This is a genomic window from Clostridium sp. chh4-2, assembly GCF_002899675.1.
Lineage (GTDB): Bacteria > Bacillota > Clostridia > Lachnospirales > Lachnospiraceae > CHH4-2.
Genome location: NZ_PKUU01000003.1, coordinates 286,528 through 311,028, shown reverse-complemented (window position 1 = coordinate 311,028; position 24,501 = coordinate 286,528). Strand labels below are relative to the sequence as shown.

At 45.6% G+C, this 24,501-nt stretch carries 21 protein-coding genes and 1 riboswitch; of the genes, 5 read left to right on the top strand and 16 right to left on the bottom strand.

Features of this window, described 5'->3' with window-relative positions; genetic code table 11:
* Positions 1-29: 29 nt before the first annotated feature.
* Positions 30-195: riboswitch (cyclic di-AMP (ydaO/yuaA leader) on the bottom strand.
* A gap of 261 nt (positions 196-456) precedes the next feature.
* Positions 457-1,287, bottom strand: a complete 831-nt coding sequence (locus C0033_RS04840) for a class I SAM-dependent methyltransferase (protein ID WP_103226735.1) — start codon at positions 1,285-1,287, stop codon at positions 457-459.
* Positions 1,288-1,693: 406 nt separating this feature from the next.
* Here C0033_RS04840 and C0033_RS04835 point away from each other — a divergent pair, with 406 nt between their 5' ends.
* From C0033_RS04835 to C0033_RS04820, 4 genes are all read left to right on the top strand, one after another.
* Entirely contained in the window at positions 1,694-1,903 is a 210-nt protein-coding gene (locus tag C0033_RS04835; protein WP_103226734.1) for a hypothetical protein, read from the top strand.
* A 128-nt stretch (positions 1,904-2,031) separates the two neighbouring features.
* A complete protein-coding gene (locus tag C0033_RS04830; RefSeq protein WP_103226733.1) occupies positions 2,032-2,220 on the top strand; it encodes a spore coat associated protein CotJA in 189 nt (62 codons plus the stop codon).
* A complete protein-coding gene (locus C0033_RS04825) occupies positions 2,213-2,542 on the top strand; it encodes a spore coat protein CotJB (RefSeq protein ID WP_103226732.1) in 330 nt (109 codons plus the stop codon). Before C0033_RS04830 ends, C0033_RS04825 begins: the two co-directional genes overlap by 8 nt.
* 2 nt (positions 2,543-2,544) lie before the next feature.
* Positions 2,545-3,156, top strand: a complete 612-nt coding sequence (locus tag C0033_RS04820; protein ID WP_103226731.1) for a manganese catalase family protein — start codon at positions 2,545-2,547, stop codon at positions 3,154-3,156.
* A gap of 98 nt (positions 3,157-3,254) precedes the next feature.
* Here C0033_RS04820 and hcp read toward each other — a convergent pair whose 3' ends face one another.
* A complete protein-coding gene (hcp, locus tag C0033_RS04815; RefSeq protein WP_180994571.1) occupies positions 3,255-4,826 on the bottom strand; it encodes a hydroxylamine reductase in 1,572 nt (523 codons plus the stop codon).
* A gap of 92 nt (positions 4,827-4,918) precedes the next feature.
* On the opposite strand from hcp, the gene C0033_RS04810 reads away from it, so the two are divergent.
* Positions 4,919-5,590, top strand: coding sequence for a Crp/Fnr family transcriptional regulator (locus C0033_RS04810; protein ID WP_103226730.1), 672 nt, complete (start codon positions 4,919-4,921; stop codon positions 5,588-5,590).
* A gap of 22 nt (positions 5,591-5,612) precedes the next feature.
* Here the strand turns inward: C0033_RS04810 and uidA are convergent, their stop codons facing one another.
* The 14 genes from uidA to C0033_RS04740 form a co-directional block, all read right to left on the bottom strand.
* Positions 5,613-7,430 carry a beta-glucuronidase gene (uidA, locus tag C0033_RS04805; protein ID WP_207656854.1) on the bottom strand — a complete coding sequence of 606 codons (1,818 nt, stop codon included), beginning with the start codon at positions 7,428-7,430 and terminating at the stop codon, positions 5,613-5,615.
* Positions 7,431-7,600: 170 nt separating this feature from the next.
* The gene (locus C0033_RS04800; RefSeq protein WP_103226729.1) at positions 7,601-7,948 is read right to left on the bottom strand and encodes a PqqD family protein; all 348 of its coding nucleotides are present in this window, start codon (positions 7,946-7,948) and stop codon (positions 7,601-7,603) included.
* Positions 7,949-7,954: 6 nt separating this feature from the next.
* Complete coding sequence (locus tag C0033_RS04795; RefSeq protein WP_103226728.1) at positions 7,955-9,871, bottom strand: oligopeptide transporter, OPT family; 1,917 nt, start codon at positions 9,869-9,871, stop codon at positions 7,955-7,957.
* A 114-nt stretch (positions 9,872-9,985) separates the two neighbouring features.
* A complete protein-coding gene (locus C0033_RS04790; RefSeq protein ID WP_103226727.1) occupies positions 9,986-10,591 on the bottom strand; it encodes a sugar O-acetyltransferase in 606 nt (201 codons plus the stop codon).
* A gap of 32 nt (positions 10,592-10,623) precedes the next feature.
* Complete coding sequence (gene udp / locus C0033_RS04785) at positions 10,624-11,379, bottom strand: uridine phosphorylase (RefSeq protein WP_103226726.1); 756 nt, start codon at positions 11,377-11,379, stop codon at positions 10,624-10,626.
* Between the two features lie 44 nt (positions 11,380-11,423).
* Complete coding sequence (locus tag C0033_RS04780; RefSeq protein ID WP_103226725.1) at positions 11,424-14,813, bottom strand: SbcC/MukB-like Walker B domain-containing protein; 3,390 nt, start codon at positions 14,811-14,813, stop codon at positions 11,424-11,426.
* The gene (locus C0033_RS04775) at positions 14,794-15,429 is read right to left on the bottom strand and encodes a DUF4194 domain-containing protein (protein ID WP_103226724.1); all 636 of its coding nucleotides are present in this window, start codon (positions 15,427-15,429) and stop codon (positions 14,794-14,796) included. The genes C0033_RS04780 and C0033_RS04775 overlap by 20 nt, the downstream gene beginning before the upstream one ends.
* 8 nt (positions 15,430-15,437) lie before the next feature.
* Positions 15,438-16,790, bottom strand: a complete 1,353-nt coding sequence (locus tag C0033_RS04770) for a Wadjet anti-phage system protein JetA family protein (protein WP_103226723.1) — start codon at positions 16,788-16,790, stop codon at positions 15,438-15,440.
* Positions 16,791-17,130: 340 nt separating this feature from the next.
* A complete protein-coding gene (locus C0033_RS04765) occupies positions 17,131-17,652 on the bottom strand; it encodes a LytTR family DNA-binding domain-containing protein (protein ID WP_103226722.1) in 522 nt (173 codons plus the stop codon).
* A gap of 117 nt (positions 17,653-17,769) precedes the next feature.
* The gene (nagA, locus tag C0033_RS04760) at positions 17,770-18,921 is read right to left on the bottom strand and encodes an N-acetylglucosamine-6-phosphate deacetylase (protein ID WP_103226721.1); all 1,152 of its coding nucleotides are present in this window, start codon (positions 18,919-18,921) and stop codon (positions 17,770-17,772) included.
* 24 nt (positions 18,922-18,945) lie between these two features.
* On the bottom strand, positions 18,946-19,740 hold the full coding sequence (locus C0033_RS04755) for a sulfite exporter TauE/SafE family protein (protein WP_103226720.1): 795 nt from the start codon (positions 19,738-19,740) through the stop codon (positions 18,946-18,948).
* A 183-nt stretch (positions 19,741-19,923) separates the two neighbouring features.
* Positions 19,924-20,592, bottom strand: coding sequence for a response regulator transcription factor (locus C0033_RS04750; RefSeq protein ID WP_103226719.1), 669 nt, complete (start codon positions 20,590-20,592; stop codon positions 19,924-19,926).
* Positions 20,593-20,643: 51 nt separating this feature from the next.
* Positions 20,644-22,152 (bottom strand): sensor histidine kinase, encoded by a 1,509-nt coding sequence (locus C0033_RS04745; RefSeq protein ID WP_103226718.1) that lies wholly within the window; start codon positions 22,150-22,152, stop codon positions 20,644-20,646.
* Between the two features lie 508 nt (positions 22,153-22,660).
* The gene (locus C0033_RS04740; RefSeq protein ID WP_103226717.1) at positions 22,661-24,484 is read right to left on the bottom strand and encodes a CocE/NonD family hydrolase; all 1,824 of its coding nucleotides are present in this window, start codon (positions 24,482-24,484) and stop codon (positions 22,661-22,663) included.
* Positions 24,485-24,501: the final 17 nt, after the last annotated feature.

Sequence of the window (24,501 nt, the reverse complement as noted above, 5' to 3'; positions counted from 1 at the left end):
CAAGAAAAACAGAGTACGTTAAAAACGCACAAACCTTCCTTCGCCTACGAGATTAGCTGACGGGTTCGGAGAAGAAGGTCCCCTATCGTCGATCTGATAATTTAAACTCAAATCTCTGAATTCACCCCAATTAATTGGTTCTCCCGCTGTCATATCCTGGTTTACAGGGAATATAGCATTCGGCATTATATAGTTTCCGTATTTAATAGATATGATGTTATTGGTTAAATTATACCAAAGTATTGAGGGTAAATCAAGAAAGCGGTACAAAACTTAATTAAAAATTAAGTTCTTTCTTGATCTCGCTTTTATTCTTTGTGCATTTTGCACAATTTTCGTGTAATCAGCATAATTCTGCATGGTTTGTCCCGGCATTTTTGCTTAATAAAATCCAGCTGTCTACCCGCCCAAAAAGTAAATAGCGGCCCGATTAAAACTGCCATTTATACTATTTTGTTACTTTCTAAGAAGTATAGCGATAGTAGGGCTTTCCTCACAAAACTTACGTCCTGCAACATCACTATATATTCCGCATATCTCAAAACCAGCTTCTCTTGCTTCTTTTGCAAGCGTCTCTTTTGTGAAATAGGTATTCCATAAATAATAGGCGGCAATCTCTTTATCTGAAATAATGATGTATTGATCTAATGTGACGTTATCAGAAAATTTACAAAATTTATTTACTTCAACATATTCTTTTTCACGCCAAAATCCCCCAAGTTTGTGTAACTCCCAAGTCTGCTGTTCCTGAAAGTTATTATATTCAGCCATTGAGAAAACATCCAGCAGCAGCTTTCCGCCTGACTTTAGATGTTTATATATGTTTTGTAAAATAATTCTCCGGTTTTCAGTTGATAATGCACCATAGTCACAGTAAATCATTGTAGATAAATCAAATGTTTTATCTATATCCAGCGCTAAATAATTTTGACATATATAGTGGATATTGAGACTGGCTCTTTGGGCCGAATGTCTGGCGTAACCGATAGAGCGTCTTGAGAAATCAACCCCTGTTACCAGATAGCCTCCGGTTGTAAATCTTTCTGCATACAATCCGGGACCGCAGCCAACGTCCAGCAAAGACGGATACTTTTGAGAAGGCAAAATCTGTTTTATCCATGAAACAGATTTTTCGATAAAGTCCAGTTTTCTACTTGCTCCATTAAAATCCGGGTCCAGATGAGCTTTAAGCATTTGTTTTGATATATAATCATCATCCCAAAATGCAGCTTCGCTTTCTTTATAGAGCTTGGGCAGTTCAAAAATTTTACTAATTCCATCATACATCGTTATATTCTCCTTTAATTTTGATCAAATATAAAAACCGTAGATTTTACTCTACGGCTAATCCTCGTCAGATGAGGAAAAGCTAAGAGTAAAATAAAATCAAACATCAGGTACACAAATCAGGCTGATCGTATCAGCCGCTTTGATCCCTATTGAATTGATTTTATCTACTCTTTTCCAGTCATATCCACACCACTGATTGTGTGGCATCTGATACGCCGGACTTCCATCACCTTTTCTGATAAATTTTATGCTTTAACTCTACAGCAGTCAAACAATTTTGTCAACCTTGATAAAGGATTTGGATAGCGTCCGATATAATTCATTGTAAAAAGTTTTCTCTTATAGTAAAATAGGAATTAGAAGGAAGTGTTGTTTTTTACCAATCGGAACGGGGGAAAGTGAGATGACTATGATCGGATTTTTAGTTTTGTTTGCTTTGCCTCTCAGCTGTGCTGCTTCCTGGGCATCTTTTTTCATTTTCTATAAAAATCAGCTGTCCTGTAAATGGAATACAGGATTAACCGTGGCTCTTTGTCTGATTCCTATGACAATTATTGTCTTTATTTATTGGCATAAAAATTTACAAAGCCTGTTATTTTTCTTAGGTAAATAGTACCAGCTTCTACTTTTCTGTTTTTTTAGGCCGGATTCCCGGCATTTTTTAATCCCGTTTTTCACATGGCAATATTTTAGTAAAGTAAATCCTCCTTTTGCTCAAATAATAGTAAGGAAACTTATTGAATGCAGAAAGGAGTGATTTTAATGGATTTTGCTGAAAAGATTTCAAAAACACCAACTCACCTTGCAATCGCCACAGTGCCCATGCAGCCGTGGGAACAGCCTTATTCACCGGAAAAGGCTTTAGCGGAGGGAACGATTTTCCCATGCTTGAATCTTCCATTTTTTATAGGAGGTGAAGCACATGTCTGACCGTATGCAGCTATTAAAACAGATTAATGAAACCAGTTTTGTGGTAGATGACTTAACGCTTTATCTGGATACCCATCCTCTTGACACGGATGCGCTGGATTATTTTACCCAGATGTCAACGAAGCGGAAGGAACTTTTAAAAACCTATGCAGAAGATTTTGAACCACTGACCCGGGAATTTGTCTGTCCTGATACCAACAATCAGAGCGAAAGCTATACAAAATATCCGGGCCAGCGCCATTGGACCTGGAGTGACGGCCCTGTTCCCTGGGATGCCAGCGCGAATACGAATTCCCCTGCAAATGTAAAAGGAGGTGTCTGATTATGTGGTGTTACGAAAAACGGCTTCAATTCCCGGTTAAAATAACAAAAACATGCCCTAAGACAGCCCAGCTGGTTATCAGCCAGTTCGGCGGACCTGACGGAGAATTAGCCGCATCCATGCGGTATCTTTCCCAGCGTTACAGCATGCCTTGTAAGGAAGTGGGCGGGCTGCTTACGGACATCGGAACTGAGGAGCTTGGTCATTTGGAAATGGTCTGCTCCATCATCTATCAGCTTACTAAGAACCTGACGGCAGAACAGGCTAAAACCGCCGGATTCGACGCTTATTATATCGACCATACTACCGCACTCTGGCCTCAGGCTGCAGGCGGAATACCTTTTAACGCCTGTGAATTCCAGTCTAAGGGTGACGCTATCACGGATCTGACAGAGGACCTGGCCGCTGAGCAAAAGGCCAGAACCACTTATGATAATTTACTTCGTGTGATCACCGATCCTGACGTCAGAGAACCGCTTAAATTTTTAAGAGCAAGAGAAGTGGTTCATTTCCAGCGTTTCGGGGAGGCACTGGAGAAGATAAAAGGGGATTTAGATTCCAAGAACTTCTATTATTTTAATCCGGAATTCGATAAACAATTCGTGAAGAAATAGATTTTAGATAAATAAGGGGATTTTTAACATCAACCTTTAACATCAACCCTCAAGGCATTTTCAAAAATGCCTTGAGGGTTGATGTAAAAAAAAGTGAACTACACCGCCAACTCGCTCACCGGCGCAATCTGAAACTCATCCACCAGATATTTTAACACTCCGGGCGCCAAAAACGCAGGAAGCGTAGGCCCAAGATAAGTATTTTTAATTCCCAGATACAACAAACTCAAAAGAATACATACCGCTTTCTGCTCATACCAGGACAGCACAATGGTTAGCGGAAGTTCATTCACCGAACATCCGAATGCATCAGCCAACGCAGATGCCACTTTAATTGCGCTGTAAGCATCATTACACTGTCCCATATCCATCAGCCGCGGCAGTCCTTCTATCTGGCCCAGATCCAGGTCATTGAAACGGAATTTGCCGCAGGCCAGGGTGAGGATTATGGAATCGTCCGGCGTATTCTTCACAAAATCCGTGTAGAAATTACGGCCTGTTCTGGCCCCGTCACATCCGCCTACCAGGTAAAAATGTTTGATCTGTCCATTTTTCACCGCATCCACCACCTGATCTGCCGCCGCTAAAACGGCTCCGTGTCCGAAACCGGTGATCAGTTTTGTTCCGCCGTTAATCCCGGCAAATTCCATGTCTTCCGGAAATCCGCCCAGTTCCAGGGCTTTTTCAATCACAGCTGAAAAATCTCTGTCTTTTCCGATATGAACCATCTCCGGGTAGGAGACCAGCTCTGTGGTAAATACCCGGTCCGCGTAGCTTTCTTTTACAGGCATCAGGCAGTTGGTGGTAAACAGAATCGGAGCCGGAAGACCGTCAAATTCCTTCTGCTGGTTCTGCCAGGCAGTTCCGTAATTGCCCTTTAAATGGCTGTACTGCTTTAAGAGGGGATATGCATGGGCCGGAAGCATTTCGCCGTGGGTATAGATGTTGATGCCCTTTCCTTCCGTCTGTTCCAAAAGGCATTTCAGGTCGTACAGGTCATGGCCGGTAATCACGATAAACGGGCCTTTTTCCACTTTCATGGACACTTTTACCGGGGCGGGTGTTCCGAAACTTTCCGTGTTGGCCCGGTCTAACAGTTCCATGCATTTTAAATTCACCTCTCCTGTTTCCATGGCTATATTTAAGTATTCCTCTTCGGTCCAGTCTTCACCGATCACAAATAAACCCTTATAGAAAAAGTCATTGACAGCCTCATCGCTGTATCCCAGCACCATGGCATGATAGGCGTAGGCTGCGATTCCACGCATTCCGAATAGAATCAAAGATTTCAGAGAGCGGATCTCCTCCTCCGCTTCCCAGAGTTTCTTCATATCGTAATCGTCGTTGTGGCCGCAGGGAGATCCGCAGGTGAGGCAGTTTGGAGCCAGATGCATCTTTTCTGCTCTCACGGCCTTAATCAATTCTTCAATGGTATCATCATTAAAATTCACATTAGTAACCGTGGTGAAAAGCCCTTCAATCAACAGCTTAGTCGTTTCCTCCGTCGGGGTCTGGTTGGAGCAGGTCCGGGCTAAACCGATTAGCGCTCCTGTCAGTTCATCCTGGAGATTGGCTGTTTTGGCCGTTTTTCCGCATACTCCTGCCGTTCCGGTACAGCCGCTGCAGCCGGCGGTCTGTTCACATTGAAAACAAAACATATTCTTATCCATTTCTGTTTATTCTCCTCTTCTTGACTTAATGAGGTCATTGTAATACAATTTTAATAACATATCTGTTGTATTTCCAACAAAAGGAGAACTTTATGAATGATACCATGACAATACTGAAAAAATCCGTACTCTTTTACGGGATTGAAGGCGGAGAAATAGAAGCTATGTTAAATTGTTTAAGTGCGGTAAAACGAACCTATGAAAAAGGGGAATTCATCTGGAGAAACGGGGATCACATCAGTTCCATGGGACTTGTTCTCATGGGATCGGTTCATGTGATCGAAGAGGATTTCTGGGGCAACCGGACCATTCTGGCCGAGTGCCCAAAGGGGCAGATGTTTGGAGACGCCTATGCCTGTACCCCTTCTGTGGAGCTGGGAGTCAGCGTGGTGGCTGCGGAACGAGCGGAAATTTTATTTCTGGATGTACAGAAAGTGATTACGGTCTGCACTTCGGCCTGTGAATTTCACACCCGCCTGATCCGCAACCTGCTGTCCGTGCTGGCGGATAAAAACCTGATGCTGACCCAGAAAATCAAGCACATGGCCAAACGGTCCACAAGGGAAAAGCTGCTGTCCTATCTGTCGGAAGAATCCCTGAAACAGAAAAATGCCCGCTTTGAAATTCCCTTTAACCGGCAGCAGCTGGCCGACTATCTCTGCGTGGACCGCAGTGCCATGTCCAATGAACTCTGTAAACTGAAAAAAGAAGGGGTGCTGGATTTTCAGAAAAACTGGTTCCATCTGATGTCCCAACCCGATTAACCGGATATCCGGCAGTCTTTTGTCATTTCTTATAGTCAAGCGGCAGGCTTTCCCAACGCTTTTTCAGATAATAAGCCGCCGCTTTGGGCTGACGCTCTCTGGTGAATATCCCTTTCTTATTGCCGTCCGCTCTCATAATGCCTTCTCCGGTCTGAAAATCGGCAAAATTCCAAACCTGCTCTCCTTTCACGAACTCATAGGAGTCAAATACGCTGTGGTTCATCTCCAAGTATTCGATCTGGTATTCCTGCCCCCACATCACAGACGGAAGCTTATCGGGCAAGGAAAGTGCATCCGCCCCGTATTCCGTGAAAATGAACGGTTTATTCAGCTCCTTGGCCTTCCAGGCATCCATTTCCCTGCTAAATGCTTCCTTTGCCTCACAGATCTCATATCCTCCCTTCAAATACCAGCCGTAATAGCGGTTCAGGGCGATCATATCCGCAAACTGATAGCATTTACAGGTATCAGGCAGGGAATTCATGAGCATGGCAAATGTCCTCGGCCTCTTCTGAACATCCAGTTCATAAGCCCTCTTAAACACGTCTTCAAAATACGCCACCGCCGCTTCACTGGTGGTTTCCGGCTCATTTAACAGGCTCCATGCGATTACGCAGGGATGGTTCTTGTCTCTTGCAATCATTTCTTCAATGGCTGTCAGATGGGTGCGCAAAAGCTGGGAAGTGGTGGATTTCTCAAAAAATCCGGTTTTCTTTCCCGTATTGGCTTCAAAGAAATTCATCTGGCTTTCAAACATACCCACAGCGGCCACTTCATCGATTACGAGAAAGCCTTCCCGGTCCGCCATCTGGTAAATTTCCTCGCTGTATGGATAATGGGCTGTCCGGAACGAATTGGCTCCAATCCATTTCATGCACTCAAAATCCCGCTTTATCATCGGAAGATTGTATCCACGCCCCGCCACCGGGCTGTCCTCATGTTTTCCAAACCCTTTCAGATATACAGGGCTTCCATTGATCAAAATCTCCGTCCCTTTGATCTCCACGGTTCTGATTCCGATCTCATCCTGATAGCAGTCAATCAGCTTATCTTCATCCCGGATTTCGATCACAATCCTATATAAATAGGCGTTCCTGACCTGCCACAGATGAGCCCGTTCCACCTTTAATGTGCTCTTTTTTCCTTCCGATGAGGACACTTCTTCTCCTTTTTCATCATATAGCCGGACCGTAACCGGATGGCTGCCCATGGTTTCCACCGTATAATCCACCCAGGCTGTGTCCCCTTCCAGCCGGAAATTAACAGAATAATCAATGATATATTCTTTCGGCAAAGCCAGAAGCTTTACCGGACGCTGAAGCCCGGCGTAATTGAAAAAATCGAAATACGGCTTTGCCATCTTCTTTCCGTTTGCCAAAGTGACGGTTTTTCCTACCGGAAGGTTGGTTTCCGTCAGCTCATTATTCACTTTAACCACGATTTTGTTGGCCTTGCCCAGATTAACGGTTCCCGTTATCTCGGCCAGAAACGGCATAAAGCCGCCTTCATGGAAAGCCGATTCCTTTCCATTTACATATACAAAAGCCCTGTGGGCCGCGCCGCCAATTCTGAGAAATATCCCTTTTCCCTCCCACTCGTTCGGAACCGTGACTTCTGTCTCATACCAGAAGTCACCGCAGTATTCTCTCGAATCCTTATCCGTAAAAAGGTCCTGAAAGCTGGATGGAACAGGCATTGGCACCGCCTTAGGAATTCCATTTTTCCATTCCTCCGCCTCACCCTCTGCATCCGGGTCAAAGGAGAATTTCCACATTCCGTCCATGTCAATCATGCGGCGGGTTTCGGTAATTCTGGGATATAACATTGAATGTTTAATCATATATAACCTCCTGAACTGTAACATACTATAATCCGCCTGAAAATGCCTCTGCATAACAGCTTCATTTACCAGCCGGACCATGCTTCTTTATATTGTGTACAGTTATTCAGGAATCTAACAAAAAAGGATTCCAGCGCCGCAAAATGCGGTACCAAAATCCTTTTTCAGAATCATTTATTCAGCTTTACAAAATGATAGCTTTCCAGCACTTGAAAAAACTTTGCAAGCCTTGGATACAGAGGTTCGGCTTTCTCTCCGAACTCTTCTTTCACCAAAACTCCCAGGGCCGTGATGTCTGTCTTTCCGTCAATCAGCGGCCAGACAAAGCTGCCCAGTTCATCCAGGTGGATGTGGGAAATGCGGGGCTTTTTAAATAACGTCTGCGCAATCGTATTAAAGATTCCCTTGTTCTCCACATCCAAAGTAACAATACCCAATTCATCCGTACTCCATGTCAGGAACTCACTCTTTTCAGGAATGAATTCCAGGTAGTTACGGTCGTCATTTTTCTTCTTCATATACGCTTACTCGCTCTTAGCCTTCCTCCAGACGGAGAATTTAAGCAGGCATAAGATCATGAGAATGATTACAATAATACATCCGATGTTGCCTGCAGATGCCGGAACCTTAGAAGAAAGGTCAAATGAATCCGCAACGCCGAATACAGTGAGGATTGCAAGCAGAATACCTACAAGTCCCTCTCCTGCGATCATACCGGAGCAATAGAGAACGCCGTCTGTAATTCCTCTCTGTTTTTCTGCCTCTGCTTTCGCATCTTTCGTCTTCTTGCCGTCCAGAACCAATCTTACCACACCGCCGATCATAATACATGCATTCAGCTGTACAGGAAGATACAGACCTACTGCAAACGGAAGTACCGGGATGCGCAGGATTTCCATAACGACTGCGATGAATACGCCGATAAATACAAGAGTCCACGGCAGGTTATTGTCCATAACGCCTTCTACAATCATCTTCATCAGCATTGCCTGAGGAGCGCCCAGTTCCGGTGTGCCAAATCCCCATGCTGCATTCAGCAGGTATAATACGCCGCCGATGGCAAGAGCTGCGGATGTAACACCGATCAATTCACCCATCTGCTGCTTCATAGGCGTAGCGCCCAGCAGATAGCCGGTCTTCAAATCCTGTGAAGTATCGCCTGCAATTGCAGCGATGATACAGATGATGGAACCGATGGCGATTGCGCCCTGCATTCCGCTGATTCCAACATTTCCGGTTGCTTTCAAAATGATGGTAGCCAGCAAAAGAGTGGCAATTGCCATACCGGATACCGGGTTGTTGCTGCTTCCGATCAAGCCAACCATTCTGGAAGAAACAGTCGCAAAGAAGAAACCAAATACAACAACAATGATCGCACCGATTAAGTTAACAGGAACTGCCGGAACAAGCCAGATAGCCAGAATCATGATCAGGATTCCGCCCAGAATAAATCTCATATCCAGGTCTTTTTCTGTTCTCAGCGCGCTGGCCGTTCTGGTTCCCTTTAAATCCTTCATGGAATCTCTGAATGTACGGATAATGAGAGGAAGTGATTTGATCAGGCTGATGATACCGCCGCATGCAACCGCACCGGCTCCAATATAACGGATATAGGTTCCCCAGATTCCGCTTGCTCCGTTGGCCGCAAAGATCTCGCCGATCGTATCAGTTCCAGGATACAGAACCGTGTTTGAACCGAACAGAACGATGGCAGGAATAAGAACCAGCCATCCAACGATACCGCCGGCAAACATGTAAGAAGAAATTCTTGGTCCTACGATATAACCGACACCGATCAGGGCCGGATACGCCTGAGTACCGATTTCTCCCGCAAATCCTTTTACTCTGAAGTTGATTTCACTTGGCACCGCTTTAACTCCATCCACGATAAATTTGAAAAGAGCAGCGATTCCCATTCCGGCGAATACGGTTGACGCATTGGCGCCGCCTTCTTCACCTGCTAAAAGAACTTCCGCACATGCGGTACCTTCCGGATAAGGAAGGGTATTATGTTCTTTCACGATTAAAGCATTTCTAAGCGGAACCATGAACAATACGCCCAAAATACCGCCTAAGAAGGCAATTAATGTGATCTCCAGCATGTTAGGAGCTTCCATCTTTCCTTCTTTTGCCCACAAAAATAAAGCCGGCAATGTGAAGATCGCTCCGGCAGCCAATGACTCGCCTGCTGATCCGATCGTCTGAACGATATTGCTTTCCAAAATTGAATTTCTGCGCAGAATTACACGGATGACACCCATGGAAATTACAGCAGCCGGAATGGACGCTGAGATAGTCATTCCTACCTTCAGCCCTAAATACGCATTGGCTGCACCAAATACTACTGCTAAAAGAATACCCATGACAATCGACAGGACTGTCAGTTCAGGATCAACTTTTTCCGCAGGAATATATGGTTTGAACTGTTTTTGTTCGTTCATCTTATGAACCCCCTTTTTTTTGTACCTACCTATTATAGCGACTTTTTACAAAAATCACAACTGTTTCTGAAAATTCGACAATGGAAGGAAATGGGGGCGCTCATAAGAAAATAGCTATTCCACACCAATCATCCTGTCTTTAAAATAATATTTCCTATCCGACTCCCCAATCTCCCTCAGCACTCTGCAAGGATTTCCAACTGCGACCACATTGGCCGGAATATCTTTCGTAACCACGCTTCCCGCTCCGATGACGGTATTATCCCCAATTGTAACGCCCGGAACGATTATTGCTCCGGCTCCGATCCAGCAGTTTCTTCCGATATGAACCGGGAAATTGTACTGATATCCTTTTTCCCGCAGTTCTGGCATAACCGGGTGGCCTGCTGCCGCAATTGTCACATTCGGGCCGATCATCGTGTAATCGCCCACATAAATATGCGTATCGTCCACAAGCGTTAAATTGAAATTTGCATAAATATTCTTCCCAAAATGAACATGCCTACCTCCCCAATTAGCGTGAAGAGGCGGTTCAATATAACAGTTTGGGCCAATTTCAGCAAACATTTCTTTCAGCATGGTTCCGCGTTTTTCCATCTCCGAAGGCCGCGTCTGGTTAAAATCATACAACCGTTCCAAACATTCTGTCTGATCCTTTATAAGCTGTTCATTATCCGTCTGATATAAATCGCCGTTGTGCAGTTTATCGTAAATATCCACTTTTTATCTCCTCTGGCTGTCTATCATATATTCTACAAAAGCTTTATGGCTTCCACCGCAACATCAATGGCGCTCTGTGTATCATGGCATTGGATATCGGGCAGTCCCATCTCTCTTCTGGTTTGGTTGCCGATCACCAGCATCACAGACCCCACACGGACTCTGCGCACCGCCCCAACGATGAACAGGGTGGCGGATTCCATTTCCGAAGTCAGGGCGCCGCAGCGTTTCCAGGCCTCCCATTTGTTCAGCAGTTCATAGCTTACCGGCATATTCTCCGGTTCGTGCTGGCCATAAAAGGAATCCTTACACTGGACTACGCCCACATGGGAGCGTTTTCCAAGTCGGTCGGCTCCTTTTTTCAGAGCTTCCACCACTTCATAATCGGCCACGGCCGGATATTCGATGGGCGCATATTCCTTGCTGGTTCCGTCCAAACGGATGGCTCCTGTGGCGATCACCACGTCCCCGGCCAACACGTCCGGCTGCATTCCCCCTGAGGTTCCCACGCGGATGAAGGTATGGGCTCCGCAGTGGATCAGCTCTTCCATAGCGATAGCCGCCGAAGGGCCGCCGATTCCCGTAGAAGTAACGCTCACCCTCTTCTCTCCAAGACGTCCGGTATAGGTAACGTATTCCCTGTTGGAGGCCATCAGTTTGGCATCCTCCAGACACTCGGCGATCTTTTCACACCGCCCCGGGTCTCCGGGCAGTATCACGTATTCCCCCACATCCCCCGGTTTCAGCTGAATATGGTATTCACAATCTTTTGAGTACACTGTTGACATCTGCACCTCTCCTCTCTTTCCGCCGCTTTGAGTTGGCGGATCTATTATTTAATCAATAAGCTCTCCTGTTCGTCTTCTCCATCCAAATCCCTCAGCAATTCCCCGAACTCTTTTCTCTCAAATTCCTGAATCGAGATTGATTTCTTGTTCGGATTAGCAAATACAAAAGTTTTATCCACATTTTCCAAATAATTTTGAATCTTATCATTGGTAGCGCTTATGATGGCCTGGAATCCCAGCCCTCTAATCAGCTCAATACAGCTGGCCACCTTTTCCGCATCCATCTTGGAAAATGCCTCGTCTAAGACCACCAGACGGATGGTTGGATTGCGCAGCATCTTAGGCGACATGTTGATCCGGTAAGCCTGGGCAAAGCTGGCTAATAAGGCCACATAAAGAGGGTTCTGGCCCTCGCCGCCGGAATTTTTCTTAATCATTTTGCTCAGCTGGATCTTAATGGTTTCCTCGCCCTGGCTGCGGACAATCTGCTGCATATCAAAGGAAAGATAGGTTCTGTAATCCGCGTATTTGTCCATGTTCTGCTTCGCCTCTTCCAGCTGGTCGTGATCCGCATTCTCAGGCGGAATGAAAACATTGATCAGTTCATTGATCATATCCCCGTAATTGTTTTCATGGTTAATGGTAAAGAAATTCAGTTGGTCTTCAAAGGAATCCGTCAGCATAGCAGGATTTACTTCCAGCGAATCATCCATAAACATGTCATAGAAACGGCCGTCCGGTCCTTTGTTTTTGCCGATTACGAATTGATATTTATCCTTTCCGAAATCCAGCTTATTGATGATGCGGTTCAGTTCGTCTTTGCGGATCAGCGCTTCTTTAATGGCGCTGCGGATCTTGAACATGAAGTCGTCCCTGAAATGCTCCACTGCTGATCTAGCCTGCTCCCTGGCGATCTGCCGGTATTCCTCCAGATTATCGCACTGCAGCCTTCCTAACAGCTTGTCATACGGTTCATTGTCTTCAATTGTAGCGGAAAAGCTGCGGTTTGGATATTGTTTCAGATAACGGAACCGGCTCTCCTGAAGCTCTGAATAAATCCCGGCCCGTTCCTCGTCTGCCTTTAAAGCCGCATCCTGGAATCTCTGGCACAGCCTGTCATACCGCGGCTCCGCCTGGCTCTGTAAAAATTCGTCCGCCTTCCTCTCATACCGTCCGTCTTCTGTAAAGTTTCTCTCTTTTTCCACCAGCAATTCATTTAATTCAATCTGTTTTCTGCGGTTTTCCTCCATCTGCTCATTGAGACGCCAGATCACCTGTTTTACCTGTTCGGCCAGATCCTCTTTTGCCTTCTTTTCTTCCAGAACCCCGCGGCGCTCTGTCTCCCAGAGATCCACCTTCTTTTCTTTCAGCTCTTCCAGCTGTTTTACAAGACGTTTCTTTTCCTTTTCCCTGGACTTTAATTTCTCCATATCACTCAGCCAGCTTATATAATCCTCGGCCGGAAGTCCCAGCTCTTCCAGGTTCAGTATCTCCTGGCATTCCCTCTGAATCTTCAGTTCCGGAGCCAGTTCTTCCTTCAGTTCCTCCAATTCCTGTTCCAGCTGCCGGATTCTCTTAGCCATACTCATGGCTCCGATGTATGCGCTTCTGGTGTAATTGTCCGGATTAATATACTGCAGGCGGTAGCTGTGGTACAGCACGCAGTCCGCCGTAATACCGATCTGACACTTTCTCAGTTCATCGGTGTTCTCGCATTTAACCACTTTTCCAAGAAGGAAATTGATGTAGGATTGGACGTAATCATTTCTTGTGATCACTTCTTCGGACAGGGAGCCTGTGAAAACGGCGTGCTCCTTTTGCGATACCTTTTCCGTATCCAAAACTGCCACACGGTAATATTCCTTACGGTCTAATTCCTGATAGATGTCCATGGCTTTTCTGGCATATTTCGGTTCCACGATCAGGGCTAGTTTGTTGTTGCCCATATAGCCTTCCACCGCATTACGCCACTTATCATCACGGATATCCAAAAGATCCGCCAGAATCTTCACCTCCACGGATTTTCCGGTTTCTTCCAGAAGGCGCCTCTGTATATACAAACATGCACGCTCCAATTCTTTCGGATATGCTTTTTTGCCCTGTTTTAACTTCTTTAAATCCTCCTGGGCCGCTTTTTCCTGTTTTCTTAAACTGCGGATCGCGGCGGACGCTTCCTGTTCCTGTTCCTTCACCTCTGCCCGCGTTTCCTGGATGGATTTCTTCAACCTTACAATCTCATCCGCCTGAATGCTTCCATCCGCAAATTTTTCAATATCCCAGATGGTGCTGTTGTCCGTAATGTCCTGGTCAATCCAGGCGTTTAATCCCTCCGCCGTCTTTTCCCACTTTACCCGGCTCTTTAACAGGGCCTCGATCAGTTCGTTTAACGATCTCAGTTCTGATTTTTTCTCATCATAGCCGGTGGAAGAAATCTGTTTCAAAAGCTGTTCACTTTTGACACCCAATTCCTGAACCGTCCGCTCCAGCTCGTCTCTCATCTCTCTCTGTTTGTCTAAATCTTCTGTTGACAGCATGATCCGGTCGTGAAGCTCTTTGATCTTCTGGCGGACGGAAAGGATATCCATCTTGTCGGACAGGTACTGATTCTCCCGTTTTTCCTCTTCCTTCGCCTCCATTTTCTGATATATTTCATGAAGCTGTTCCAGATTTTCGATCTCCCTGCAGGTATCGTCGATCTTCTTCTGCATCCTTCCATACATCATCACGCTTTCCTGCATGTCTTCTATATGGATATCCTGCTCGGTGCAGATGTATTCCTTAACAAAATCTTCCAGTTTAATGTTCATGCGGAACGGAATTGCCCGCTTAAACAGCAGGGGGAATTTCTCCATATCCAGACCGCCCAGATACACGTCGTAAAGCTGTCTGCGGAACCGTTCATTATGGGAGCCGTAATAATATTCTTCTTTATTAAAGTTCTGCTGCAGATATCCCTTTATCTCTTCTATGGACATACAGCGCGAACCCGACCTGTACTGATGGTCCGGCAGCGGGCCTTTATGCCAGAAGAACAGGCGGCTGATCTCATTGGACGCCACTTCCACGTCGAATACGACGCCGACGCACTGATATTCCTCTGTGTCCGTCCGTTTCAGTTCTAATACGATCGTGCTGGAAAAGTTCTTATTTCTCAGATAGGAGAACTCATTATTTTCCCCGATGGTAATCATACCTCTCAAATATTCCAGCAGAGAGCGGTCCGAATCGTCCGCAGCCGCTTTATTAAAGAATCCCCTTCCGTCCGTATTGGCATACAGCACGATCTGAAGGGCATCCAAAACCGTTGATTTTCCGCTTCCCGAATGGCCGGTAAAGAAATTAATGGAGTCGCTGAATGACAGCGTCTTTTTGCTGATATAATGCCAGTTGTTCAAACACATCCTGGACAATGCCTCAAATCTCTGATTCGTCATCCTCTTCTTCTCCTTCTGTCTCTTCTACATTCTCCGCAAATGACTCCACAAGCGCCCTGACATCGTCCCCTAACAGCACCACGTTGATGCACGGGTATATGATCATCCTGGTCTTTCCGTCCAGCTCTTCCAGCACATCCAGTGGATCGATGATCTGATAACGTTTCAGTATGGTAATGGCCTTTCTGATCTCCGTCACAGACGGTTTATTCTTCAGCAGCCGGTAGCTGCCCAGCCGTTCGTTGATCTCTCCCAAAGTGGTATACACATTGACGCTGGTGGAGACGGAAGCCATCTGTTCCTCATAAATGATCTTTAAAATCAGGATATAAAGCGTTGCCAGCTTTGGAAGCTTGTCCCCCAGCAGATTCTCTCCCTGAATATAGATCACGCCCATCTGGCTGTTTTCATGCAGGTAAATGCCGCTTATGGAAAAATACTCCCGTATGAACTCCAGATGCTTGTTGCAGATCCTGAATTCCCTGTTGTTCTGAAATCTGGACGACTTTCTGTCAAATTTCCGTTCCAGGATAAATGTCTGGCGAAGCAGAAGCTGGATGGTCTCCGTCAGCTGCTGCTGTTCCTCCTGGGACAGTGTCTCATAGTACTCTATCATAATCTTCCTCATTTCCTTGTAAATGTCAGTTTCGGATACTTGTATCTGCCGTTATCGATCAGATCCCCGTCCTCTTCTTTTACCGCAAACGCGCTGTTTCTGCGGATCGCATAATCATATGCCAGAATCAGTTTTTCAAAATCCTGATCCGACTGCACCGTATCGTCCGTAATCTGCGCGGTTCCCGATGTCATGCGCTCAAAGATAAAATCTTCAATCTCTTTCTTGCTGTAACGGCTGCCCAAACGGTTCAGGCGCAGAATGTCTTCCCTGGTCAGCTCTTTACTCTCTTCCATATCTTCCAGCCCTTCCGTAAAATCAATTCTGGGCTTTCTCTTCTTATAAAGAGATTTTTCCGATATCACTTCTAAAGCGGACAGGTTCATCCTGCTGCTGATCCGGCTCAGAGAATCTGAGATATCCTCTTCATAGGCCATATGGTTCAATAGCTGGATCACAAGACCTTTCGTATCATCATCGTTATTCAGCAGATAGTTCAACCGGCCGACCGTGGCGCTCACATACTTCATATGCTCCCTGTCCATATTGGCGATCCTGCGCTCGATCTCGTCAAATCCCCGCTCAATATCATCTAAAGTTCTGACAAGCTGTAGTTCGTCCACGCTGCCCTGGCTGCGGCTTGCAGTCTGCTCCATCCAGTCGTAATCCTCCCGCATCTCATTGATCCAGCGTTTGATATCCGTCTTATACAGATAGAAATTGTCGGAGGTTTTCAGTATGTGGTATTTCTTTTTTACAATCTCTTCCACATATCCTTCTAAATGCTCCTTTAACAAATCCCCGTAAAACCGCTTTTCCAACAGGCTGGCAAAGAATTTATCCATGTTATGAAGCATGTCCTGGAGCGCTTTGTTCAATTTTCTGGTATTCACAAGAGCCGTATGCAGAAGGCTTACGCTGGCCCGCGGATCGTTTTTAAAGGAGAATAAAATGGCATAGATATTCTGGATATAGACCTCGGTCTCATTCTCTTCTTCATTAAACAGGTGTTCAAATGCCTCGATAAAGATCGCAGCGTAATCAGGAATTACAATATTGGTCACCAGCGTGTTATAATCGTCCAGTTTTCTGAGCCACCCTGCCCTGACCAGCCAGTTCAGTATTCTCGTGGCCGGAGGTTCCAACGCGTCGATCTCGTCCTCCTCTTCCTCCTGTTTGATAGTGATCTTTCTCTGGGCAAAGTAATCTGCCAAAACCTGTATGCAGACCTCCCTGCTCAGGAAATAGCTGTTATATTCATATTCTTCATTGAGCTTTAACAATGCTTCTATGTAAGTCTCCCTGTTGACCGACCGGAATAAACTCCAAAACCGGTCCGGGATTTCATTAATCAGTCTCATCGGTTCCCTTCATTCCTCCGCCTGTGCGGCATATTATCCACCAAAAGCCGCGCCGTCCTGACCGCGCTTCGTTCTGTGGCTTCTATTATAGCGCACATCGGGAATGTAGTAAAATGATTTTGCCGCTGAATCCGGCCTTACAAAGACAAAAGCACCCGAAAACCGGGCGCTTCATTTAGAAACTGCAGATAAAATAAGATGTGAATGATAAAATTTCATTTGATTAGTCGCTCTAATCGGTCAAGTTTTTTCTAAGCTGTTCTATTTTTTATAAAATAACATAAAATACAAATTATTACAATATTCGCGCATAATTAGAGGTTTACAGCGCATATTTAACCTATTTTACCCATCCTACAAACTTTTCCATGGATTTTTGTACCTGCCTTCGTCTGCTGGCGCTGACATTCAATTTATGTCCATTGTATAATATCACCTCTGTGGATGTTAATGTCCTCACATGAACAAGATTTACCAGATAACTTTGATGAATCCTCGTAAATTTCCATCCGGGTACCTTTTTCTCTTCCGCATCCAGCTTTGACTGGATAGTCTCCACACCGCTGACCGTGTATATATTGATCGAGTGAAGAGAGGACTCCATATATATAATATCATCAAAACGGAATAATGTGATCTTCTGGTTATTGGCCACCACATATTTCCGGTAAAGTTCCTCATAAATTCCATAAGCCCAAAATGCTATGTGAAAAGGCTCCTTCTTAAACGAATTAAGAAAGAGCCTCACATCTTTATCATATTTACTTTCTATCTGCCTTTGACCATCATCGATTCCGGTTTTGGAATTCGATTCTACCTGCTTAAAATGAGTCTGCCAAACATCACAAACTGCTGACCGCATAAGCGTCTCCTTTCCTCATATGGTTAAACCATCCCTAATGAAGTAACGCAAATACCAGTCTTTTATAACTGATAAAATCGTATTTATATGATCGGATAGATTTTCACATTATTCTTATCATTCCTGAAACTGCATTTTTCCTTTTGCAAATGTGGCCGCTACCTTATTGTTCTCATCCAAAACAACCAGATCCCCGTCTTTTCCTGGTTCAATCGATCCAATCCGGTCATACATTCCCATCAGCTTTGCAGGGTTTTCTGTCATCACCGGGATCAGTTCTTCCAAAGGACGTCCAGTGAAATCCAAAAGATTTTTAAGAGCCACATCCATAGTCAGGGTGCTTCCGGCGCGGCTGTTGCCCACCGCCAGCTTTGCATCTCCGTCCACAACGATTACATCATTGACACCCAGCTTATACTTTCCGTCAGGAAGTCCGGAAGCCATAATGGAATCTGTGATAGCCACAACCCGGTCCAGGCCTTTTGTTTTAATAATCAGCCGGACGGTTCCCGGATGAAGATGACGTCCGTCGCAGATCATCTCACAGTACAAGTCATCATCCTCCAGCACAGCTCCCCAGATCGCAGGAAAATGCTGATGGAGCAGTTTCATCGCATTACCGGTATGGGTTGCCGCCATGGCTCCGTTGGCAATGGCCGCTCTGGCCGTATCGTAATCTGCTCCTGAATGACCGATCGCAACCTGGATTCCCAATTTTTTGATCTCCGGGATCATATCCACGATTCCTTCCACTTCAGGGGAAACCGTAATATAGCGTATCTCGCCTTCCGCCGCCTTTTGATACTCTTTCAGCAGCTCCAGATTCGCCGCCTGCAGCAAATGCTCCGGCATAGCTCCTTTATAATCAGCACAGAGGAACGGGCCTTCCAGATGAATTCCAGCCAGATTTGCACCTTTATGCTCTATGGTCTTCCAACGCTTATATTCTTCGATGCAGGCAAGCGTCTGCTCCCTCGTATCCGTTAAAACAGAGCACAGCCAGCTGGTGACGCCTTTTGACGCAAAGAACCGGCAGATGCTTTCAAGGTCCTCAGCCGATGCCGCGTTGACATCCACATTGACCGCGCCGTGTGTGTGCACATCGAAAAATCCGGGCACTACCTTTCTTCCTGACAGATCAATTACCTCTGCCTCACCGGCGGCGATCCCATCTCCGATTTCCGATATAATTCCATCTTCTAAAAGAAGATCCTTTTGTTCAAATCCATGATTCAGATATAAAAAACCATTTGTAAGTAATGTCTTCATAGCCCCTCCAATCCTGCCAGCATTTTACATGAACTGGTAAATATTATACACATTTATCATCATAATAATGATCATAAGTACGATAAATAAACGGTTAACTGTCTTCTCTTCAATCTTTTTATTAACCATACGACCGACAACGCCGCCCATGATACCGCCGCCAACCATCAGAACCAGCAGAAGGAAACCGAATTCCGGCACAGTTCTTGTGACAAGGGTATTGATTAAACTGGTGATCTGTGAAAAGAGTATGATATACAGGGAGTTTTCCGCAGCCACTTTCGTGTCCATGGAAAAGAAATAAAACAGCACCACCAGATTGATCGGGCCGCCTCCGATTCCAAGGAAGGAAGAACAGATGCCCAAAACCAAGCCGATTAAAATACAGGCCGCCGCATTTTTCACATGAAGCGTATGTACTTTATCCTTATTGACCGTATACACCATGGTTCCGAATGTAATGACTAAAAGGCAGGCCGCCTGCACCGCGCCGACCTTGTTGGGATCGGTTGACATGGCCGCGATTGCCTGAAACATCATCTTTCCCACCACGCCGCCAATCGCCGCTCCGATTGCCAATGGGGTTCCTGTTTTCAAATCCACCTTTGATTCGCCGCTGAGTTTTGACTTACCTACGGAATAGCAGGTCATGGCCAGTACCGTACATCCGGACAGAAAACTGATGGAAGCTACGCTGAGCACTCCAAAGGTATCCAAAAGCGGTTTTATCAAAACGCCTCCGCCGATTCCGCAGATTGCACCCGCCACGGATGCTACAAAACTGACAGCTAAGAAAATTACATATAAATATCCACTCATTCCTTCTCCTCTTTCCTATATCCTTCTTTCCAATGCGCTTTCACGCCCGCCGCCTCAACACCGCTGACAGCAGCTTGTATTTCATTATAAACAAGATAATCTTATCACATATTGTTAATTTTTGCTCAAATATTTTACCCAAACGTTTGGTTAGCCGGCAGCCGTTTTTCCCCGTCCATGTGCTTACAAAAAAAGGTGTGAAATATTCAGTTCCTGAATGATGGATACGATCTCTTTTGTCCTGCTGCAGCCGAATTTTCTCAGCAGACTTTTTATCTGTGTTTTCACTGTTATCAATTCCACACAGCGCACCTGGGCGATCTCCTTCACCTTTTTCCCTTCCAAAAGAAGCTTTACCAGCTCCCGTTCCGCAGCTGTCAGCTGGGACACATTATTGATGAAAAACAAAAGGCTTCTCTCTGACCGCTGAAGCCTTGTATATTCCTTCATAACGGTTTCCTGAATGCGGTATTCCATCACCGGCTTGCCCGCATAGGCATTGCGGATATGGGTGAGAATCTCTTCGTCCGATCCGCCCTTTACAATATAATCAATGGCTCCGGTTCCCATAGCCGTTATTATCATCTGATTGGTCTCATGCGCCGTCAGAAATATGATTTGCTGTTCCTGATTTTCGTCTCTTATCCTCTCCGCAGCCACAATTCCTGCGTTAACTGTTTCCATCTCAATATCCATAAGAATGATGTCCGCATGTTTTTCTTTTGCAAGCTCCACTGCCTGCGAACCTGTGGAAGCCTCCCAAACTACCTCCATGTCTTCCTGCCCTGAAACCAATTCGCACAAATCCTCCCGAATCAGATCAAAGTCCTCCACAATTGCAATTCTGATCATATCCTTCTTCCTTACCTTCCTGTTTCTCCTTGTAAACCGTTGATTTTAGCTTTACGAGCCATTTCCCCTCGGCTCATAGCGGGGAATCATCACAAAGAAACTGGTTCCTTCCCCCACCTTGCTTTCCAATCTCAATATTCCCAAATGGCTTTTTACAATCTTTCTTACATAATAAAGACCCATTCCCCAGTTGAAATTTGTATTCTTGCTGGTATAAAACGGATCGAAAATCTTTCGCTGATCCTGCTTGGAAATCCCCATTCCATTATCATTTACTTCAAAACCGATGTAAAGCCGTTCACTGTGTATGATCAGCTTTAAACGCTCCTCTTCCTTGCCGCACGCCATAAATGCCTCATGGGCATTGGTAAGCAGGTTATAAAGAGCCTCGCTCAAATGCTGGACATCCGCCAGCACTGACTCTTCCGTAACATTTATGATATCCACCGTAGTTTCCGGATATTTTTTATGAAACAGCTTTAACGTGGCTTCCACCACTTTGTCCGCCTTTACCGGAGACAGAGAAATGGAATTGGATTTGATGCTCTTATAGAGTTCTTCCATCCTGCCCAGCATGCTTTCATTTACCTCTTCCAGCATATCCGCATATTCTGTCAGCTTCACTAAATCGGGCGTTTCCTGTGCCAGCTCCCTGCGCAGTTTTTTACACAATACCCGGTTGGAAAGCAGCTGGTTTTTTATGCTGTGGACAAAAACCGATACCCCCATGCTGGCCGTGTCGAATTTCCTCTGGATTCTAACTTCATCGGCGCTCTCCTCATGATCTATCATCGTATAATTTTTCAGATTCCAGAATCCCAAAACCACAAAAAACATGGTCATCAGGGTGAAGAGAAACCACCCGTTTATGCTCATCATGGGATTGGTATACAGCCTGCCGTTAAAGCGCATATATTCGCTGGAATACATCTGATAGACCTGAATCGGATCTTGGGTACAGTAAACGGCATATTGAGCCGTCACACTCAACAGGAACACGGTTATATAGCGAAACTGCTTCTTGGAATAGGGCATAGTGGTTCCCCGGTATTCCCAGATCAGCAAAAATACAGCTGCAATCAGATAGATATAAATCCAGCTCACCATGGCCTTCATCAAAAACAACTGTAGGGTAAACCGGCTTCTCACCAGTTTAAAGAAAATTTCGGGGTAATAGACGCCAAGGCTGATTACCGGCATGACAAATACCAGCCAGCTTCTCTTCTTATACCTGAGCACCCAGGGGATCATACTGTAATTAATCGCGATTAAAAGAAGGAACGCAGGAAACAGATACCGCCCAATGGCGATCATATATCCCAGCTGCCTCAAAGGAAAGATCAGATAAGACAGCTTTCTCTGAATCCTGGTATCGAAAAAGAGAAAAAGCTTTTGGGCCGGGGAAAGACCTCCGGTTTTAGCCAGATAGATGGTGATTCCTATAAACATGAAAATAAAGCTGAAACAAAGTCCCAGCATGTATAAGGTCTGCCTGTCTCTCTTTAAGAAAAACAGGGCGATGGATGAAATTGCTAAAAAGAGTAATACGATAAACAGCATGTCCTTCTAACCCCGCTTCTGTTATGCCACTATCAGAATCTTAGCATAATTTCCTCCACTTTACAAGAATGGCGGGGGGATGGAAATCTTTTGTTGGCTGGGGAAACGCAGGAAAGAAGGGGGAAGCTGGGCGGGCGGCGAAAGTAATTAGAAAAATGGGATTCGCCATTCGCCCCTAAGATGTACTAAGACCCGCAAGGGCAAAAAGAGGCGGGGCAGCGCCCATTCGCAGTGAACTCCTGATGACTTCACTGCTCAAGGGGCGCTTTACAAACTGATTCGGAATTCAGTTTGTACCCGCCTCTTTTTGCCCTTGCGGATCTAAGTACAACTAAGGGGTTCCATACGATCCCATTTTTCTAATTACTTTCGCCGCCCGCCCAGCTTCCCCCTTCTTTCCTGCTGTTGACTGGCTAGCTGAGGATAAAAAGATTTACATCACCCCTGAAGGCTTTTTCGAAAATGCCTTCACGATCCGTGTAAAAAAATTTTTGTGCATACCCTCAGATTATTTTTCGTAGATATTCGGAAGGATGATCCTGGAAGGATTTTCTCCTCCGATCTTTAAGCGGATTTGGGGAGGAACGCAATCCTTATCTTTTTCGTATACGTTTCTTCCATAATAATAGGTGCGGTCCAGGGAATTGGTAATGGTTACCATTAAGCGGTGACCTTTTTTTATTCGGTAAAATACGGGTACCAGATCGATACAGAGATGGTATTCCTGGCCTGGTATCAGGTATTCGTTGCTGTTTAACTTGTTTTCATGCCAGGGGAGTCCCAGGAAATTATAGGGGCAGTTGGGGGATTCCCGGCGTAATGAGGAGCGGAGCCAGCCATTGCCGAACTGGAAACTGTCTCCTGTTCTGCTGTCGTAATCGGAAAGCATTATAAAAAAATCAAGATCATATGGTTTTGGCATTGTGCCGGTGTCTTCTAATATAAAGTTTAGATAGGCAAACGGGTGGCCGATGTATTCCTCGTCTTTTTCAAACGGGCAGCTGAGAAAATTCAGCCCTTTCTGCTCTGCGCCCATTCCGTCCTGGCTGTTCAAACACCAGCTTTCCACTCCGGAGCTGATTCCGTATACGGAACGGTATGAAATTTCTCCGATCGGAGGAGCTTCGGAGCCGAGAAGATAATAGTTTTCCATACTGAGATCTGTGGAAACGTCCTTGGAAAGGTAAAAGCTGTCTCTTCTTCCTTCCATCAGGGGCCAGCTGTCTTCCCGGCGGTAATATCCGGTGTTTTCTCCCTGATATGTTTTATTTTCAAAATTGTATTCCATCACTCTCAGCGTTATGGGCTTTTCATCCATGATGCCATTGTCGATTCCTTTAAGCCAATAGTCGCCCCATCTCAGAATCTCGGTCCAGGGCTCCGGCGTCGTTTTGGGGCCTACGTGGTCCCATGGGCCGATAATCAGCTTTCTTTTAAGAGTCAGGTTCTCATAGAGCATGATCGTATCCCGTTTAAATACATCAATCACGCCGCCGTCCAGATAGACCGCCGCTCTCGATTCATTAATCGCATCCAGATACGTGCTGGCGCTTAAAACCTCCCATAAGTTTCCCTTACAGTCCTCTGAATAACTGTCTCTCCAGTTTAAATCCCTAAGCGCCGGGATCTGAAGTCCATTTTCCACATGCTCTGAAACTGCCTGTCTTAAAAGCACCTTGTCTTCGTCGCCATCCACCGGGACCGTATCTTCCACCACATTCGTTATCGTTGTCTCTATCTCTTTTGGGTTTTCGCCCCAATCGATATCCGGTTTGCTGCCAAATGCCCTGGGAATGCCGTTGCGTACCCATCCGTCATACCGGTTAAAATCAGTCTTTCCGATGTAAGCGGCAATTAAATGCTCCGGCTTCTGCGATAAAATTTCCAGCTGGGTCTGGCCATTATATGACTGTCCGGCTGTCATAACCTTACCGTTACAGAATTTTTGTTTTGCCAGCCATTCCACCAGCCAGGCTCCGTCTTCGGCTTCCTGTCGTGAACACACTACTTTTCTCACACCGAACGAAGCGCCGCAGCCCCTGACATGGGCGAATACCACCACATAACCGTACGGGATCAGACTGCAAATTTTGAGACCATCATTGGCGGCAATGCATTTATTTCCTTGGGCATCCTTCTCATAGACCAGATGATCATATGGGGTATACTGCATAACCACCGGAAGCGGTTCCTGTTCACAGATTCCATTTTGGGACGGTATGTAGATTACAACAGAAAGCCGCACGCCGTCTCTGACCGGGACGTAAATGTGTCTGCGCAGATACCCGTCATACCGTTTGGCCTGAATATCTGCTGAATTGATTTGTTTCATCTTCACGAAAACCTCCC

What these genes read in the sequence shown, in the direction of transcription:
- C0033_RS04840 (WP_103226735.1), bottom strand. Translation starts at nt 1,287, where the DNA reads ATGTATGATGGAATTAGTAAAATTTTTGAACTGCCCAAGCTCTATAAA.
- C0033_RS04835 (WP_103226734.1), top strand. Translation starts at nt 1,694, where the DNA reads ATGACTATGATCGGATTTTTAGTTTTGTTTGCTTTGCCTCTCAGCTGT.
- C0033_RS04830 (WP_103226733.1), top strand. Translation starts at nt 2,032, where the DNA reads ATGCAGAAAGGAGTGATTTTAATGGATTTTGCTGAAAAGATTTCAAAA.
- C0033_RS04825 (WP_103226732.1), top strand. Translation starts at nt 2,213, where the DNA reads ATGTCTGACCGTATGCAGCTATTAAAACAGATTAATGAAACCAGTTTT.
- C0033_RS04820 (WP_103226731.1), top strand. Translation starts at nt 2,545, where the DNA reads ATGTGGTGTTACGAAAAACGGCTTCAATTCCCGGTTAAAATAACAAAA.
- hcp (WP_180994571.1), bottom strand. Translation starts at nt 4,826, where the DNA reads ATGGATAAGAATATGTTTTGTTTTCAATGTGAACAGACCGCCGGCTGC.
- C0033_RS04810 (WP_103226730.1), top strand. Translation starts at nt 4,919, where the DNA reads ATGAATGATACCATGACAATACTGAAAAAATCCGTACTCTTTTACGGG.
- uidA (WP_207656854.1), bottom strand. Translation starts at nt 7,430, where the DNA reads ATGATTAAACATTCAATGTTATATCCCAGAATTACCGAAACCCGCCGC.
- C0033_RS04800 (WP_103226729.1), bottom strand. Translation starts at nt 7,948, where the DNA reads ATGAAGAAGAAAAATGACGACCGTAACTACCTGGAATTCATTCCTGAA.
- C0033_RS04795 (WP_103226728.1), bottom strand. Translation starts at nt 9,871, where the DNA reads ATGAACGAACAAAAACAGTTCAAACCATATATTCCTGCGGAAAAAGTT.
- udp (WP_103226726.1), bottom strand. Translation starts at nt 11,379, where the DNA reads ATGTCAACAGTGTACTCAAAAGATTGTGAATACCATATTCAGCTGAAA.
- C0033_RS04780 (WP_103226725.1), bottom strand. Translation starts at nt 14,813, where the DNA reads ATGACGAATCAGAGATTTGAGGCATTGTCCAGGATGTGTTTGAACAAC.
- C0033_RS04775 (WP_103226724.1), bottom strand. Translation starts at nt 15,429, where the DNA reads ATGATAGAGTACTATGAGACACTGTCCCAGGAGGAACAGCAGCAGCTG.
- C0033_RS04770 (WP_103226723.1), bottom strand. Translation starts at nt 16,790, where the DNA reads ATGAGACTGATTAATGAAATCCCGGACCGGTTTTGGAGTTTATTCCGG.
- C0033_RS04765 (WP_103226722.1), bottom strand. Translation starts at nt 17,652, where the DNA reads ATGCGGTCAGCAGTTTGTGATGTTTGGCAGACTCATTTTAAGCAGGTA.
- nagA (WP_103226721.1), bottom strand. Translation starts at nt 18,921, where the DNA reads ATGAAGACATTACTTACAAATGGTTTTTTATATCTGAATCATGGATTT.
- C0033_RS04755 (WP_103226720.1), bottom strand. Translation starts at nt 19,740, where the DNA reads ATGAGTGGATATTTATATGTAATTTTCTTAGCTGTCAGTTTTGTAGCA.
- C0033_RS04750 (WP_103226719.1), bottom strand. Translation starts at nt 20,592, where the DNA reads ATGATCAGAATTGCAATTGTGGAGGACTTTGATCTGATTCGGGAGGAT.
- C0033_RS04745 (WP_103226718.1), bottom strand. Translation starts at nt 22,152, where the DNA reads ATGCTGTTTATCGTATTACTCTTTTTAGCAATTTCATCCATCGCCCTG.
- C0033_RS04740 (WP_103226717.1), bottom strand. Translation starts at nt 24,484, where the DNA reads ATGAAACAAATCAATTCAGCAGATATTCAGGCCAAACGGTATGACGGG.